Below are 16,563 nucleotides of genomic sequence, written 5' to 3' on the forward strand. Positions count from 1 at the left end.
AAGGGCGCCCGCCGTCGTTCGAATCGTGGAAGAGCTGAAACCCGGGAAAGCGCTACTGAATCCCGGCGTACAGGGCGTTGAGCTCGGCAGTCAGCTGCTTCTGCAGGGCCGGGGTTCCGATTTCCTTGCCGTCGATGTGGTTGACCGGGGCGAGCAGCCTGATGCTGGAAATCAGCCACACGGCGTCGGCGTCGAGCAGGTCCTGGGGTTCCAGCGGGCCGTAGCCCAGTTCCCAACCGGCAGCTTTGGCGGCTGTGAACAGGGCTCCCTGGGAGGTTCCGGGGAGGATGCCGCTGTCCAGTTGCGGCGTGATGAGGCGGCGGATGGTGCGCGTGCCGCCGTCGCCGTCGTCGGTTGTTTCCAGGTGCGCCAGCAGCACGGTGGAGGTGGGGCCCTCCAGGACCCGGCCGTCCGAGGAAATGAAGATGACGTCGTCCGCGCCCTGCTTGCGGGCGTGGCGGAGGGCCGCCATGTTCACGGCGTAGGACAACGTTTTCGCGCCGAGCAGCAGCCACGGCGCGCGTTCGGCGACGTCACTGTCATAGCCGCGGTCCAACAGGATGACGTCGATGCCTGTCTCGCGCTGGCGGCGTCCGGCGGCGCCGACAGGAGAAACCTGGACCCAGCAGGTGGGGGAGTCTGCGCCTTCCACTCCGCGGGTGGCTATGAGCTTTACCACCAGTTCGTCCTCGGACTCTGCCGGTGCAGGGTGCCGGGTCCGGTGTTCTGCCAGGCCGGTTTCGATGGCCGCACGCCACCGTTCCTGGCCGGGAATCACCAGATCGAGGACCTCGGCCGAGCCGCCGAGCCGGTTCAGGTGGGCCTGCAGCTTCCGGACCGCACCGCCCACCGCGAGCATCGATTCGAACACGCCGTCGCCGCGCGTGGCGCCCTGGTCCGTGGCCAGCAGCTGCGGCTGGGCAGCATCGGCCAGCCGGCCGGCCGGCAGCTCCGGGTCCAGGAAAACAAGCACCACAGCGGCAGGAGAAGTCATGGCTCCAGCTTAGTCGGGCCCGGCGCCGATAAGCTGGGGGTCATTGCCCCGGCCGGAATCCGTCCGCCGGGGTGCTTACTGCGGGGGTAAATCGAGTGCTGTGGCCAGTTTCGCTGTTGGGTACGGCCCCGGGATGGGTTGTGGTGCTGCTCGGCGTGGCCGACCTGATCATCAGGGTCCTGGCCGTTGGCATCATCCCCGGCAACAGGCGCCCCACCACGGCCATGGCCTGGCTGTTGGGCATCTTCTTTGTCCCGTTCGTTGGCCTGATCCTCTTCCTGCTCTTCGGCAACTTCAAGCTCTCCAGCCGGCGCCGGCAGCAGCAGGAGATCGTCAACACCCGGGTGCGCTCGGGCATCTCGGCGCTCGCCGACGTCGAAAGTGACTACCCCGGCCCGGAGTGGGTGAAGTCCGCGGGCGAACTGAACCGCCGGCTGGGCTCACTGCCCATGGTGGACGGCAACTCCGTCAGCCTCATCCCCGGGTATCCCGATTCGATCCTGGCCATGACGGAGGCTGTGCGGAAAGCCAAGAAGTTCGTCAACGCCGAGTTCTACATCATGAGCACGGACCACATCACCAACGATCTGCTGACCGCCCTGGAGGAGGCCGCTGAGCGGGGCGTGGAAGTCCGGGTCCTGTTTGACCACATCGGCACGCTCCGGGTGGCGGGGTACCGCAACTTCCTGAAGCGGCTCAAGGCCGGCAAGATCCAGTGGAGGCGGATGCTCCCGCTGTTGCCCACCCAGGGCCAGTGGCGCCGGCCGGACCTCCGCAACCACCGCAAGATCATGGTGATCGACGGCGAAATCGCCTTTACCGGCTCGCAGAACCTGATTGAGCCGTCCTACAACAACAAGCGGCACCGCAAAGCCGGCCGCGAATGGGTGGAGTTGATGGCTTGCCTGCGCGGGCCGATCGTCACCACCCTGAACGTTGTCTTTGCCACCGACTGGCTCAGCGAAACCGACGAGTCCCTGGAATACCAGCTGCAGCTCCCCGCCAACCCGGAACCGGGCAACGTCACCGCACAGGTGGTGCCCAGCGGCCCCGGGTTCATCACGGAAAACAACCTGCGCCTGTTCAACACCCTCATCTACTCAGCGCAGCACCGGATCTCCATCTGCAGCCCGTACTTTGTGCCGGACGATTCCCTGCTGTACGCCATCACCACGGCGGCCCAGCGTGGCGTGGATGTGGAGCTGTTTGTCTCCGAAAAGGGCGATCAGTTCCTGGTCCACCACGCCCAGCGCTCCTACTATGAGGCGCTGCTGGAGGCCGGCGTCCGGATCTACCTCTACCAGGCGCCGTTTGTGCTGCACGCCAAGCACTTCACCATCGACGACGAAGTGGCCGTCCTGGGCTCGAGCAACATGGACATGCGGTCCTTCTCGCTGAACATGGAGGTCTCGGTGATGCTGCTGGGAGGGGACATCGTCAAGAGCATGCGTGCAGTCGAGAACACCTACCGCGATATTTCCAGCGAGCTCTTGCTTAAGGACTGGGTGCGGCGTCCGCTGGCAGCCAGGTACGTGGATAACGTGGCGAGGCTGACGGCAACCGTCCAGTAGCCCTCCCGGGCAGGTGGTGGGGACTGTTCAGTTGGTGGGAAATTCTGCGCCCAGCGTGGAGAGCACGCCGTGGGCCTTCACCCGGATTTCGTCGTATTCCTCCTCCGGCACGGAATCAGCCGTGATGGCGCCGCCGACGCCGAGTGCCAGGACCGCCGTCGGCTCAGTGTTGCTGCCGTTCCCAGGCCCGGTGGTGGTCACCAGGGTGCGGATGGCGACGGCCAGGTCCGTGGCGCCGTTCAACGAAAAGTAGCCGATCGCGCCGGAGTACAGCCCGCGTGGTCCGTCTTCGAGCCGGTCAAGGATGGCCATGGTGCTGATTTTGGGGGCGCCGGTCATGGAGCCGGCCGGGAAACACGCGGCCACCGCTTCGGCCCTCGGCGAGCCTGGCAACAGTTGCGCATCGATGGTGCTGACCATCTGGTGCACGGTGGCGTAACTTTCGATCTCACACAGCCGGCTGACGGTGACGGTGCCGGGTTCGGCGAAGTGGCTGAGATCGTTCCGCAGCAGGTCCACGATCATAATGTTCTCGGCGCGGTCCTTCAGCGAGCCCGCCAGGTCCTCGCGCAGCTGCCTGTCACTTTCGGGATCGGCGCCCCGGCGGCGGGTGCCTTTGATCGGTTCGGCGCGCATGCCGCCGTCGGACGTGATCTTCAGGAACCGTTCCGGTGACGTGCTGGCCACGGAGAGGCCGCCGAACCGCAGGTAGCTGGCGAACGGCGCGGGGTTTTTCCGCCGCAGCGCGAGGTATATCGGCAACGGCGCAGCCTCGGCGGCGGGCACCCGGGCCGTCATGGTGGTGGTGAGGCAGACCTCATACGAATTTCCCTCGTGGATTTCGTGCTGGGCCGCGGCGATCTTGGATTTGTACGCGTCCTCGGTGTCGCGGCTGCTGAAGGAAATGCCACCGGACACTGGTGTGATACCGCTGGACACTGGTGTGGGCATGGGATCCGGGGCGGGGGCTGTTGCTGCAGCCACGGCGGTGCGGGCGGCTTCCAGCCACTCATCGGCATCCGGGGCCTCCAAGGCGAGGAGCCAGGCCGTTCCGTCTGCGTGGTCCAGGACGACTGCCCGGCCCGCAAAAATCAGTGCTGCGTCCGGGGTGGGCGCGGCCACGTCCGTCCCGCCGGTTTCGCGCTTGAGCTCATAACCCAGGCAGCCCAGCCAGCCGAGGGTGAAGTCACCGGGGTAGCCGTCCGGGGTGCGGAGCGCCCTGCGGCCCCAGACAGTATCAAGCCAGCGGAAGAACGGGCCGCGCACGCGGGAGGTGGCGGAGCCGGCCGTCATCAGGCTTTCGCCGGAACGGTGGGTGACCGCCTGGCCGTACGTCCCGGCGTCGTCCGCGAGGATACTGAAGCGGCTGCGCTCCCTGGCGGCGGAGAGCGCGGCCTCGGCGGGCAGTGGGGCAGTGTCGCCGGGGGAAGGCTCAGCGGTGACCGCGGAGGCATTGGACGAATCCAGCCAGACGGCGTTTTCGGAGTTCCCGTACAGCGTCCTGAACAGTGTTGGGGCGTCCGGCCGGTATTCAAGCCGCTCTGCCCGGAGCCTAAGGCCGCGGCGGGCCGCAAGCTCCGGGATCAGCACCGGACCGAGGGCGGGCAGGTACGTGAGGGCCTGCAGCACGTCCGGCGGGGCTGACCCGTCTGCTTTGTTGAGCACGCGGATATCAGCCTCGTAAGGGACATCGTCCCCCGCCAGCCATTCTTCCTCCTGCGCGGCCCACTGGTCCCAAAAGGGTTCGTAGGTTCCGCCGTCGCGTTGGAGAGCCCGTACGCGCCGGACGCTGGCCGGAGAATCGGCCCAGATGACGGCGCTGAGCAGTGGCCGTGCCTCCCTGGCGGCGGCCCCCACGCCCTCCACGATGACAATTTCAGCCGGTGCAGTGACCCGGGCGTCGCCGTCATAGTGGTTGGCCCAGTCCCAGCTGATCCATCTGGCATGGTCACCGCGGCTCAATGGCGTGAGCACTGTCGAAACGTAGCGCTCGATCCCTGCCGTGAGGCCATTCCAACCGGGGTAGATGTCCTCGAGATGGAAGAGCGCCACCTTGTGGTGGTTCCGCAGCAGTGCTGCCAGTTCGATGGCAAGAGTGGTCTTCCCTGCGCCGGATCGCCCGTCAATGGCGATGATCACAGGTGCGGGGGTCATGAAATAGAGCGTACCGCTACTGGATCAGCTGCTGCCGCGGCGACGTCCGGTGGGCGGGCGGTGCAGCCTGGTGGAGTGCCGCGCGGACGTGTTCCACAATGCCGGGAACGGCGCTGTGGATCTGCTGCCACACGGCATCAAAATCGGCATGGCCGCCGTACCAGGGATCCTCGATGCCCTGGTCCAGCAGGTCGCTGCCGGCCACCGCCGGATCGAAGCTGCGGAGCATGCGTACCTTGTTCATGGATTCCAGGTCCGGCGCAGCCTCGCGCAGCCAAGCGTAGTGGTCTATGTCCAAGGCTAGGATCAGGTCCCGCTCGCGGAACCAGGATGCCTGCCATTCACGGGCAACATGGGCTTCTGAACTCAGTTTGGTGATGGCCAGCCTGCGGGCGGCCCGGGGGTCGATGGGGCGCCCCGCCTCATACCCGGTGGTCCCGGCCGAGTCCACAGACACCACATGGTCCAGGCCTTCCGCATGGAGCGCTGCGGCCAGCATCAGCTCGGCCATGGGTGACCGGCAGATATTCCCGGTGCATACAGCGATGATGCGGTATTGGCTCGACGGTGAGTTCATGGAGCTAAGCATGAAGGACGGGCGGCGGTCTTGGCTAGCGCGGATTAAAGGGAATTTACAACTTTTGTCAATGACTCGGTAAATCCCGTAAACTCCGGGTCCCGACCGCTCCGGCCTAGTGAATCAAGGCCAGGAGAATGCCCACCGCCACAAAGAGGACACCAAAGATCCGGCTCAGGATTTTCTGCCCGTGGGCGTTGTGCGTGAAGCGCTGGAACGACTTGGCAGCCAGGGCGAAAAAGAACCACATGACCAGGATGTCGATGGCCACTACGGTGGCTGTGAGGACCAGGTATTGCGGGAGGAGCGGCTGTTCCGGGCGGATGAACTGGGGCGTGAAGGCGAGGAAGAAGACGATCGCCTTGGGGTTGAGTAGATTGACCCAAAAGCCCCGCCGGAACATCGACCATGCCGGCTCGTTCCGGAGGACGGCTGCCTGCTCCTGATCCAGGTCCGGCTTGCTGAGGAACTGCCGGATGCCCAGGTACACCAGGTAGGCGGCGCCGGCGTAGCGGATCACGTTGAATGCCACCGGCGAACTTGCCACTAGAACCCCCACGCCCAAAGCCACAATCACCACGTGGATTACCAGGGCTGCCTGCTGGCCGAGGATTCCCCAGATGGAGCGCTTGAAGCCTGAGGTCAGCGAGTTGCTCATGGTGTTGATGGCGCCCGCGCCGGGAGTGAAGCTGATCAGGACGCCGGCGCCCGCCAATGCGAGCCAAAGGGAGAATTGCACCAGTCAAGTTTAGGGCGCATTGACACGCAGACTTCGCCAGAGGGCTGAACCGGCTGAAGTGGCCACAATTCGGGCCCGGGGAGCTGGCAGGTTCATTCACATTGGCCCTGCCTTGAATGCACCCAATGGTCCATGGTGCACGGGAGGCCCAGATGGTAGCGGTCAAAGTAGTAGTAAGGCCCATTGGACGTGGATTCTGCACGGTCAAGGCCAAAGTGCCCGATCATGAGGAATCCGTGCTGATGGGCGAGGATTCTCAGCGCGTGTGCTTCTTCAAGGATCGGCGCGTTGGCTTCCGGGCACTCCGGCCAGGCACCGGCATGGGCGATGGCAAAAAACCGCGTCCCGTCCGGATCCAGCTGATCCAGGATGGCTTCGAAGTGTGGCTCCAGCAGTCCATCGAATTGGTGACTGACAACCCGAAGGTCCGCCAATTGCATGTCGGCGTCCAGCACAATCACCACGAGCTTGGGCTTGACCTTGCCCTCGGGCGCAATCAGCAGACGGGCAAGCAATTGAAGGTCAAAGCCTGCTTGAATGATCATGCTTCGAGGCTATGCGCGGCCCGATGCTCGCGCACCGCCAAAACCTGGCTATGTGGATAACGGGCCCTGATGCGGAAGCATCAGGCGCGGGCGATGACCTCACCGTTCGGAATCAGGAACCAGCCGTCGTCGGTAGACCCCCAGCGGTGCCAGCCCGCTGAGATGCGCGCCAGGTCCGCGGGGTTGGCGAAGCCGTACTCAAGCGCCTGCTCCGCGAAGGCCGAATGCAGCACCCGCTCGCCCCAGACCCGTGCCTGCCAGCGCCGCTGCTGACTCGTGGCGTAAAGCCAGTTGCTGCTGGTGGGGGCTACGTCGGTGAACCCCGCTGACTGGGCCCAGGAAACCAGGCGGCGGCCGGCGTCGGGCTCTGCCCCGTTGCGGCGGGCGATCCGCTGGTAGAGGTCCATCCATTCGTCCAGTTCGGGGATGGCGGGGTACCAGCTCATGCCGTGGAAATCGGCGTCGCGCACTGCCACGATTCCGCCCGGCTTCGCCACGCGGCGCATCTCGCGGAGCGCTTCCACGGGATCGGTCAGGTGCTGCAGCACCTGGTGGGCGTGCACCAGATCGAACGTTTCGTTCTCAAAGTCGAGGTCATAGATATTGCCGGCCACAAACTCGGCGTTGGCCACGCCGCGTTCTGTGGCAAGCGCCGTGGCCTGGGTGATGATGTCCGGCGAGCGGTCCAGTCCGGTCACCTTGCCGGGGGAAACCAGAGCCGCGAAATCGCATGTGATGCTGCCCGGTCCGCAGCCGACGTCAAGCACGCTGACGCCGGGAGTCAGGTGCGGAATGACAAAGGCTGCGGAATTCTCCGCAGTCCTTGAGGCGTGGGCGCGGACCACCGACTCGTGGTGGCCGTGGGTGTACACATCGTCATCTTCAGGCTGCTGCGCACTCATAACCAAACGCTACCGCCGCCGCGGCCCAATGGGGAGGAACGGCCGCGTGGTTTCCACGCCTACGGGAGGGGCGGGGCGGAGGAGGGGCCGCCGTCGGACGCTTCCTGACGGGCGGCTATGGTGGCCTCCACCATGGCGGTCATAAAACGCGTGACGGTCTCCAGTTCCTCCTCGCCGAAGGCGGCCATGGCAGTGCCCATGTGGCGCGAAAGCGGCATGAACATGGCGCCGCCGTCCTGGAACGCCTTGGGGGTCATGCGGAGCTGGACCTGCCGGCGGTCCGTGCCGAGCCGTTCCCGGATGACGTGGCCGGACTGGACCAGCCGGTCGATCAGGGCGGTGGTGGCGGGGGAGCTGAGGTGGAGTTCCTTGCGAAGGATGCCGGGCGTGACCACGGTTCCCTTGGCGGAATGCCGCATTATCGCAGCGAGCGCGTTGAGGTCGGTCCGGTGCATGTCGTTCCGGCCGCCGGCCGTATCCACATAGCGGTTCGCCTCAAGCGTGAAGTCCTGGAGTAGCCGCACCAAAGACTGAGGGGCGCTGTTCGCCGGGCGCTGGAACGCTTCTTTTGCCATATGCGCGTTCCTCCTCTTGCTGATTGGTGCCCTGAGGGATATTACGGCACGGATTTCCCCGAGTCGCTTATCTCCATGGTGGAGATACTCTATGATGGAATCAATTGTATCCCGTCCCCCGCCCCGAGCTCTGAAGGAATCATGAAATCGTCTCCCCAACACAAAGCGCGGGTTCCGGTCTGGCTGCGCTGGCTTATTCCCGCGGTGCTGGTCCTGGCCTGGCTGGCCATTGCGGGGGTGGGTGGCCCAACCTTCGGGCGGCTCGATGAGGTCTCGTCCAATGACCAGGCTTCCTTCCTGCCGGCGAGTGCCGAGGCAACTGCGGCGCAGGACTGGCAAAGTAAGTTCCGGGACTCCGATGAAGTTCCGGCAGTCATCGTCATTGAGAGCGAGGCTGCCATCAGCCCCGCCGGGCTCGGGGAGCTTGCCTCGCTGAAGGCCGGGCTTGAGGGCCTGGGCCTGGGCAGTGCGGTGATCGGGCCCATTCCTTCCGAGGATGGGAAAGCCGTTCAGTTCATCGCGCCCATCGATTCCTCGGGTGAGGTCAAGGAATCCGTGCAGGAACTGCGTGACTTCATTGCCGAAGGCGCGCCCGAAGGCATGAAGACCTTTGTCACCGGTCCGGCCGGACTGGCCGCCGATCTGACCAGCGCCTTTGCCGGGATTGACGGGATTCTGCTGCTGGTGGCGTTGGGTGCTGTCTTCGTGATCCTGCTGATTGTTTACCGGTCCCTGCTCCTGCCGATCGCGGTGCTCCTGACCTCGGTGTTCGCCCTGTGCGCCGCGATCCTGTTGGTGTTCGGGATGGCCAAGCTCGAATGGATCCAGCTGAACGGCCAGAGCCAAGGCATTCTTTCCATCCTGGTGATCGGTGCCGCTACTGACTATGCCCTGCTCTATGTGGCCCGGTTCCGGGAAGCCCTGACCCACACGCATAACCGGACCTCAGCCGTGCTGACCGCCTGGAAGGCCTCGTTCGAGCCCATCCTCGCCTCCGGAGCCACGGTCATCATCGCCCTGCTGTGCCTCCTCTTCTCGGACCTGAACTCCAACAAGGGTCTCGGTCCGGTGGCCGCTGCCGGCATCCTGTGCTCGCTGTTTGCCGCACTGACCTTGCTGCCGGCCATGATGGCGCTTTTGGGCCGGGCTGCCTTCTGGCCGTTTGTTCCCAAGCTGGTTCCGGCGGACGAGCGCGAACCCGAGTTGGTCACCGGCCTGGAAGGGCAAAAGGGCCTCTGGCGGGCCACCGGTTCACTGGTTTCGCGCCGGCCCCGGACCGTCTGGGTGGCCTCGGTCCTCCTCCTGCTCGCAGCTTCGGCCGGAATCCTGCAGCTCAAGGCCAACGGTGTGCCGCAGACGGACGTTATCCTCTCCGCTTCCAACGCCGTTGACGGCCAGGATGCCCTTGCCCGCCATTTCGACGCCGGCAGCGGCAGCCCCGCCGTCGTGGTTGCGGACGCTACCAACGCTGACGAGGTGCTGGCGAAGGTCAAGGCGGCCGACGGCGTCGGAGACGCTTACCTCCTTGCCGCCGGCAGCGTCCCCATCACCGGAGCCCCCGGCGCCCCGAGCTCGCCGGATGTCCGCGAGGGGAAGGTGCTGATCAACGCCACCCTGAACTACGCCGCGGATTCGATCCAGGCCGAGGACGCCGTCAAGGTCCTGCGCCAGCAGGTCAAAACGGTCGACGCCGGTGCGCTGGTTGGCGGCGTCACGGCAACTGCGCTGGACACCAACACCACAGCCCAGCGTGACCTGGTGATCATCATCCCCATCGTCCTGGTGGTCATCCTCGTCATCCTGATGCTGCTCCTGCGCTCCGTCCTGGCCCCGGTCCTGCTGGTGCTCTCCGTGGTCCTGTCCTATGGCGCGGCCATGGGCGTGTCGGCCCTGGTCTTCAACAACCTCCTGGGCTTCCCGGGCGCAGATGCCACCGTTCCGTTGTTCGGCTTTGTGTTCCTGGTGGCCCTTGGCGTGGACTACAACATCTTCCTGATGAGCCGGGTGCGGGAGGAGTCGTTGAAACACGGGACCCGTCCGGGCATTCTGCGCGGGCTCGGCGTCACCGGCGGTGTCATCACCTCAGCCGGCGTGGTGCTGGCGGCCACGTTCGCCGCACTCAGCATCATCCCCATCATGTTCCTGGTGCAGCTGGCCTTCATTGTGGCGTTCGGCGTGCTGCTGGACACCGTCCTGGTGCGCTCGCTGCTGGTTCCCGCCCTCGCCTACGACATCGGCCCGCGCATCTGGTGGCCCAGCAAGCCCGGCAAGCCTGAGCTGGATGCGGCCGTTCAACGCGACGCCCGAGGCAGCCTCGAAACCGATCTTGAGGGCGCCGGGCGCCGGTAGCCTGCCGCTGCATCACTGCGGGCGTGGTCCTAACCCTGCGCCCGCCACCAGGCCACCGTTGCTGCGGTTGCGTCGGCAAGCGGGGTGGGGCGCAGGCCAAGAGCGGCCTGGCTTTCTGCGGAGTCCATTACAAAGGGCTTCTCGAACTGATAGAGCGTTTCCGCCAGCTCCCGGACGTCCTGGGAGAACACTCCCGTTGCCCGGAAGGCCCAGCCCGGCATGGTCCCGATCCTCGGGGCGCGCACCCCGGCGGCGTCGGTGAACGCTGTCGCCAACTGCCGCTGGGTCACTGCCGGGCCGGTGGGCGCGTGCCACACCCTGTTCCAGAGCGTGGGCGTGCGCGCCGCGTGGATCATCGCCGCCGCCAGGTCCGGCACGTAAGTGAACGAATGCGGCAGGTCAGCACTGCCGACAACCCAGACCTTCCTGCCCGCCAGTACGGCGGGGACCAAGCGCTCGCCCGCATGCGCACCCCGCACCCGCGGGCCGAAGAAGTCGCTGGACACCATGCTCACGGTCTTGGTGGCTGACGCGGCCCTTGTCTCCAGCAGTCTGGTCCGCACCCCGCGTTTACCACCCGGTGCGTTTCGAGGGCCCGCCTCGGTCATTCGGCTTTCCGGTGTGCTGTACGAATAGAGGCTTTCAGGAAAGACCACGACGGCGCCCGCCGCCCCTGCTGCGGCCAGAACCGTCTGTTCGGCCAGGGGGAGTTCTGCCTGCCACGCCTTCGCACTGTAGGAGGAGCCGTGGGTGCAGTGATAGACCGCAGCTGCCCCGGCCAGTGCGTTCCGCACCTGGGCAGGATCCCGGACATCCGCCCTGAGCCGTTCCACCCGGGGGTGCTCCGGCCCGCTGCCCGAGCGGGTGAGAACCCGGACATCTTTACCCTCTTCCGCGAGCTGCCCGGCGACGGTCCAGCCCACCGGTCCTGCCCCGGTGACTACGTGTACTTCGTTCATGACTTTCTCCTCCATCAGCATTACCTGACCACGAGAGCTGTGCTCTCCTTTTAGTCTGGCGCCCAGTTTCCCTGCAGTCAAGAGCACTGCTCTCAAGTGTTGACGGTGTTCTGGCTGTGCAGCATGCTGGAGCCATGACCGACCCTGGCGCCAGCACGGACACCATCCCCACCAAGCGGACGCCACGGGAGCGGGCCCGCGCCCAAACCATCGCGGATATCGTCCGGCTGGGGCGGGCGCACCTGGCAACGGATGGTGCTGCGGCCCTGTCGCTCCGCGCTGTGGCCAGGGACCTCGGGGTGGTCTCGTCGGCCGTCTACCGCTACGTGGCCAACCGCGACGAGCTCCTCACGCTCTTACTGGTCGATGCCTACGACGAGCTGGGCGACGCCGTCGACGCCGCGGTGGATGAGGTGCACGAGGGTGACTTCGCCGGCCGGTTCCTGGCGCTCGGCAGGGCAGTGCGGGAATGGGCCCTGAAGGAGCCGGCCCGCTACGGACTCCTGTTCGGCAGCCCGGTGCCCGGCTACCAGGCCCCCGCCGGCCAGACCATGATGCCCGGAACGCGGGTGGTCTTCAGGCTGGTGGGCACTATCAACTCTGCCTACCGGGCCGGTGCGCTGATCCAGGAAGCGGGTCCCGCCGTCGTGCCTTCCGCACTGTCCGCCGACCTGGCGGCGATCCGTACGGAATTGGGGCTTGAAGTACCGGACGAAGTCCTGGCGAACGGCGCCCTCGTGTGGACGTCACTGTTTGGAACGGTGAGCTTCGAGGTGTTCGGCCAGTATGGCGCGGACACGTTCAGCGCCCGCGACGAGCTGTTTGAGCACCATCTCGCGGTACTCGCGAGGGTGGCCGGCCTCCGCTCCTGATGGGGGCAGAATGGTTCGCCCTGTCTTAGCCGGGCGGTGCTGGGTAGACTGCCAGAGCGCCCGCGACGCACACACGGAACTCAACGGAGAGGCATGCCATGACTGAGACCGTACCCGAGGATGACCGCCGGAAGGCCAGCACCGAGCCGGGCCTGGACGGTGAAGGTGACCAGTATGAAGAAGGCGGCCACGCCCAAGCCGACGCCGGAGACCGGCCCGTGCCGGAAGCTGCCCGTGAGGTGGAAGTGGACGAGGAGCGGGACTCCTAGGGTCCGTTCACGCACAGCGAACTAGTCCGTTTTCAGCCTTTGAGGGGCCGGGTAGCCCCGTCATTCCGGGACTTTTCCGCGCAAAAAACTGCCCCACAATCCAAAGTTGAGCGAAGGTGACTCAACTTTGGGTTGACAGCTTTCGTGCCGCGAGTAGAGTTGAGTCCAGAACGCTCAATGACTGGGCGGAAAGCAAGTTTCCCAGAGAAGAAGGAAGCAACACATGTCACGTGCAGTAGGTATTGACCTCGGAACCACCAACTCCGTCGTCTCCGTTCTCGAAGGTGGCGAGCCCACCGTAATTGCCAACGCCGAGGGTGGCCGCACCACGCCGTCGGTGGTTGCATTCTCCAAGTCCGGCGAAGTCCTGGTTGGCGAGATCGCCAAGCGCCAGGCCGTCAACAACATTGACCGCACCATCCACTCGGTCAAGCGCCACATGGGCACCGACTGGTCCGTCTCGGTGGACGACAAGAAGTACACGGCGCAGGAAATCTCCGCCCGTATCCTCATGAAGCTGAAGAACGACGCCGAGTCGTACCTGGGTGAAAAGGTCACCGACGCCGTCGTCACCGTGCCCGCCTACTTCAATGACGCCCAGCGCCAGGCCACCAAGGAGGCCGGCGAAATTGCGGGCCTGAACGTCCTGCGCATTGTCAACGAGCCCACCGCAGCAGCACTGGCCTACGGCCTGGACAAGGGCAAGGAAGACGAACTCATCCTGGTCTTCGACCTCGGCGGCGGAACGTTTGACGTATCCCTGCTCGAAGTGGGCAAGGACGAAGACAACTTCTCCACCATCCAGGTCCGCTCCACCGCCGGTGACAACCACCTCGGCGGCGACGACTGGGACCAGCGCGTTGTTGACTACCTGCTCAAGCAGCTCAAGGTCAAGGGCATCGACCTGTCCAAGGACAAGATCGCCCTGCAGCGCCTCCGTGAGGCATCGGAGCAGGCCAAGAAGGAACTCTCGTCCTCCACCAGCACCAATGTCTCCCTCCAGTACCTGTCCGTCACCCCTGACGGCCCGGTCCACCTGGATGAGCAGCTGACCCGCGCCAAGTTCCAGGACCTCACCAAGGACCTGCTGGACCGCACCAAGAAGCCGTTCCAGGACGTCATCAAGGAAGCCGGCATCAAGCTCTCCGAGATCGACCACATCGTCCTGGTGGGCGGTTCCACCCGTATGCCTGCCGTGTACGAGCTCGTCAAGGAACTCGCCGGCGGCAAGGAGCCCAACAAGGGCGTCAACCCTGACGAGGTTGTGGCCGTCGGTGCTGCACTCCAGGCCGGTGTCCTCAAGGGCGAGCGCAAGGACGTCCTGCTGATCGACGTCACCCCGCTGTCCCTCGGCATCGAGACCAAGGGCGGCGTCATGACGCACCTGATCGAGCGCAACACCGCCATCCCCACGAAGCGATCCGAGACCTTCACCACGGCGGATGACAACCAGCCGTCCGTGGCCATCCAGGTCTTCCAGGGCGAGCGTGAGTTCACCCGCGACAACAAGCCGCTGGGCACGTTCGAGCTGACCGGAATCGCCCCGGCTCCGCGCGGCGTCCCGCAGGTCGAGGTCACCTTCGACATCGACGCCAACGGCATCGTGCACGTCTCGGCGAAGGACAAGGGCACCGGCAAGGAACAGTCCATGACCATCACCGGCGGCACCGCGCTGTCCAAGGAAGACATTGACCGCATGGTCAAGGACGCCGAGGAGCACGCAGCCGAGGACAAGGCCCGCCGCGAGGCGACCGACACCCGCAACACCGCCGAGCAGCTCGCCTACTCCGTGGACAAGCTGATCGCGGACAACGCCGACAAGCTGCCGGAAGAGGTCAAGAACGAGGTCCAGGCCGATGTCGACGCCCTCAAGAAGGCACTCGAAGGCACCGATGACGCCGAGGTGAAGACCGCATTCGAGAAGCTGCAGGCTTCCCAGGGCAAGCTCGGCGAGGCCATCTACGCCCAGGCAGGTTCCCCTGATGGCGCTACCGGCGCTGCAGGTGCCGAAGGCGCAGCGGGCCCCGAGGGCGCGAAGGCTGACGAAGACATCGTCGACGCCGAGATCATCGACGAAGACGAAGCGAAGAAGTAGCCATGCCGCACCACGGTAACGAGGAAGAGCACAACTCATCCGCAAGCCAGGAGCAGCAGGAACGCCAGCAGGGCGAAGGCCACCAGGAGCCGGTCATCCGGGACAACCGCAAGGTTGACCCGGTGACCGGGCAGGCACGGCACCCGGAGGGCGAGCACCACGCCGCCGCGCCGGTTGGCGAGCCGGCGTCCCCGGCGGCCGAACCTGTTGACACCGACGGCGACGCCCTGGCCCAGGCCGAGGAAATCCTCAACGGCATCGAGGTGCCGGCTGAGGAATCCGTAGCGCCGGGAGCAGGCCATGCTGAAGCGGCGGAGCTGAAGAATGACCTTCTTCGCCTCCAGGCCGAGTACGTCAACTACCGCAAGCGTGTCGAACGTGACCGCGCCGTGGCAGGGGAGATGGCCGTCATCGGCGTCCTGAACTCCCTGCTGCCGGTCTTGGACGACGTCGATGCTGCCCGCCAGCACGGTGACCTGGCCGACGGCCCGTTCGCCGCGATCGCCACCAAGCTGGAGAACGCGCTGAAGACGTACGGCCTGGTCCGGATCAATGAGACCGGCGTGGAGTTTGATCCCACTGTCCACGAGGCCCTCATCCAGCAGCCCGGCGAGGACATCGAGGTTGACACCGTCAGCCAGGTCCTCCGCTCCGGCTACCGCTCCGGCGACCGCGTCCTCCGGGCCGCACAAGTGATCGTCGCAGTTCCGGCGTAAGGGTCACCCATGCGCTACGCCGGATATGGGGCGGTGCCCGCTTCGCGGTGCCCTCCACACCGCCGCCCCATATCCGGCCTCCGCGCTGGCGGTCATCTCGCCTAAGGTGAGGTAACCACAAAGCTCGCAGCGGTACAGGGGCCCCGGGAGTGGCATCGGGCCTGCCGGAGCGTGGTGGCTTGGTCCGTCAGGACCGAGCCACCACGCGTAGGGGCGGGGGCCCCTGTACTGCGAAGAGCTGTTAGTTATAGGACTTTGAAAGGAAACGCCATTGGCTAGCCAGGATTGGGTGGACAAGGACTTTTACGCGATCCTTGGTATCGCCAAGGACGCTTCCGACGCCGACATCAAGAAGGCTTACCGGAAGCTTGCCCGCCAGCACCACCCGGATACCAACGCCGGGAACGCTGCCTCGGAGAAGAAGTTCAAGGACATCTCCGAGGCCTATTCCGTGCTGTCCGATCCTGATGAGCGGCAGCAGTATGACGCTATCCGGGCCATGGGTGGCGGCGCACGGTTTGCTCCAGGCGGCACCGGTGCCGCCAACGGCGGGTTCGAGGACATGTTCGGTGGCCTGTTCACCGGGAGCACCGGACGCCACGCCGGTGGCTTCAGCACGGCCGGGGGGATTCCGCCCGAGTTCGCTGACCTGTTCGGTGGCGGCGGCTTCGGGGCCCAGCCCGGTTTCCAGCGGACCCCGCAGAAGGGTGCGGACCGCACCGCTTCGACCACCATTTCCTTCGCAGGCTCCATCCGCGGCACCTCCATCGGCCTGCGCGAGCCCAACGGCGAAGTCATCGACGTGCGCGTGCCGGCAGGCATCAAGGACGGCCAGAAAGTCCGCGTCCGCGGCAAGGGCCAGCCCGGCCCCGCAGGCAACGGCGACCTGGTGGTAGCCGTTTCCGTCAAGCCCCACGATTTTTACACGCGCGACGGCGATAACCTCCGCATCCACGTTCCCGTCACCTTCCCGGAAGCTGCTTTGGGCGCCGACATCGAGGTCCCCACCCTGGACGGGGAAAAGGTCCGGGTCCGTGTCCCCGCAGGCACCCCTTCCGGCCGCACGCTCCGGGTGAAGGGCCACGGCGTGAAGACGACCAAGGCCACCGGTGATCTTTTGGTGACCATCGACGTCGCGGTTCCCAAGAACCTCAACAAGGAGGCCGAGGCGGCCGTGAAGGCGTTCGCCGAAGCAACCGCGGACGCCGATGTCCGGAGCGGCCTGGCCGCCAAGGCCCGGCTGTAG

Annotated in this window: 15 protein-coding genes; 7 read left to right on the forward strand and 8 right to left on the reverse strand. The window is 65.6% G+C overall.

From position 1 onward, the window contains the following. Positions 1-52: 52 nt before the first annotated feature. Positions 53-994 carry an aminodeoxychorismate lyase gene (locus ACP7AX_RS16200; RefSeq protein WP_426227821.1) on the reverse strand — a complete coding sequence of 314 codons (942 nt, stop codon included), beginning with the start codon at positions 992-994 and terminating at the stop codon, positions 53-55. Positions 995-1,092: 98 nt separating this feature from the next. Here ACP7AX_RS16200 and cls point away from each other — a divergent pair, with 98 nt between their 5' ends. Next, positions 1,093-2,565, forward strand: a complete 1,473-nt coding sequence (gene cls, locus ACP7AX_RS16205; protein ID WP_426227892.1) for a cardiolipin synthase — start codon at positions 1,093-1,095, stop codon at positions 2,563-2,565. A gap of 27 nt (positions 2,566-2,592) precedes the next feature. Here the strand turns inward: cls and ACP7AX_RS16210 are convergent, their stop codons facing one another. From ACP7AX_RS16210 to ACP7AX_RS16235, 6 genes are all read right to left on the reverse strand, one after another. Then, a complete protein-coding gene (locus ACP7AX_RS16210) occupies positions 2,593-4,719 on the reverse strand; it encodes a chorismate-binding protein (RefSeq protein WP_426227823.1) in 2,127 nt (708 codons plus the stop codon). 16 nt (positions 4,720-4,735) lie between these two features. After that, on the reverse strand, positions 4,736-5,296 hold the full coding sequence (locus ACP7AX_RS16215; RefSeq protein ID WP_426227825.1) for a low molecular weight protein-tyrosine-phosphatase: 561 nt from the start codon (positions 5,294-5,296) through the stop codon (positions 4,736-4,738). A 115-nt stretch (positions 5,297-5,411) separates the two neighbouring features. Then, complete coding sequence (locus ACP7AX_RS16220; protein ID WP_131683237.1) at positions 5,412-6,035, reverse strand: LysE family transporter; 624 nt, start codon at positions 6,033-6,035, stop codon at positions 5,412-5,414. Positions 6,036-6,127: 92 nt separating this feature from the next. Continuing rightward, positions 6,128-6,580, reverse strand: coding sequence for a hypothetical protein (locus ACP7AX_RS16225; protein ID WP_426227828.1), 453 nt, complete (start codon positions 6,578-6,580; stop codon positions 6,128-6,130). A gap of 80 nt (positions 6,581-6,660) precedes the next feature. After that, a complete protein-coding gene (locus ACP7AX_RS16230; protein ID WP_131683235.1) occupies positions 6,661-7,482 on the reverse strand; it encodes a methyltransferase domain-containing protein in 822 nt (273 codons plus the stop codon). 59 nt (positions 7,483-7,541) lie between these two features. Then, entirely contained in the window at positions 7,542-8,057 is a 516-nt protein-coding gene (locus ACP7AX_RS16235) for a MarR family winged helix-turn-helix transcriptional regulator (RefSeq protein WP_426227830.1), read from the reverse strand. A gap of 141 nt (positions 8,058-8,198) precedes the next feature. Between ACP7AX_RS16235 and ACP7AX_RS16240 the strand changes: the two genes are divergently transcribed. Next, the gene (locus ACP7AX_RS16240; RefSeq protein WP_426227832.1) at positions 8,199-10,406 is read left to right on the forward strand and encodes an MMPL family transporter; all 2,208 of its coding nucleotides are present in this window, start codon (positions 8,199-8,201) and stop codon (positions 10,404-10,406) included. A gap of 29 nt (positions 10,407-10,435) precedes the next feature. On the opposite strand, the gene ACP7AX_RS16245 is transcribed toward ACP7AX_RS16240, so the two are convergent. Continuing rightward, complete coding sequence (locus tag ACP7AX_RS16245; protein ID WP_426227834.1) at positions 10,436-11,365, reverse strand: NAD-dependent epimerase/dehydratase family protein; 930 nt, start codon at positions 11,363-11,365, stop codon at positions 10,436-10,438. A gap of 134 nt (positions 11,366-11,499) precedes the next feature. On the opposite strand from ACP7AX_RS16245, the gene ACP7AX_RS16250 reads away from it, so the two are divergent. The 5 genes from ACP7AX_RS16250 (at position 11,500) to ACP7AX_RS16270 (ending at position 16,563) form a co-directional block, all read left to right on the forward strand. Further along, a complete protein-coding gene (locus ACP7AX_RS16250; RefSeq protein ID WP_426227836.1) occupies positions 11,500-12,237 on the forward strand; it encodes a TetR/AcrR family transcriptional regulator in 738 nt (245 codons plus the stop codon). A 98-nt stretch (positions 12,238-12,335) separates the two neighbouring features. Next, positions 12,336-12,506, forward strand: a complete 171-nt coding sequence (locus ACP7AX_RS16255; protein ID WP_426227838.1) for a hypothetical protein — start codon at positions 12,336-12,338, stop codon at positions 12,504-12,506. A gap of 223 nt (positions 12,507-12,729) precedes the next feature. Further along, positions 12,730-14,601, forward strand: a complete 1,872-nt coding sequence (gene dnaK, locus ACP7AX_RS16260; protein ID WP_426227840.1) for a molecular chaperone DnaK — start codon at positions 12,730-12,732, stop codon at positions 14,599-14,601. A 2-nt stretch (positions 14,602-14,603) separates the two neighbouring features. Further along, positions 14,604-15,317, forward strand: a complete 714-nt coding sequence (locus ACP7AX_RS16265; RefSeq protein ID WP_426227842.1) for a nucleotide exchange factor GrpE — start codon at positions 14,604-14,606, stop codon at positions 15,315-15,317. A gap of 271 nt (positions 15,318-15,588) precedes the next feature. Then, positions 15,589-16,563 (forward strand): DnaJ C-terminal domain-containing protein, encoded by a 975-nt coding sequence (locus ACP7AX_RS16270; RefSeq protein WP_426227844.1) that lies wholly within the window; start codon positions 15,589-15,591, stop codon positions 16,561-16,563.

Source organism: Pseudarthrobacter sp. DSP2-3-2b1 (assembly GCF_049895945.1).
Lineage (GTDB): Bacteria > Actinomycetota > Actinomycetes > Actinomycetales > Micrococcaceae > Arthrobacter.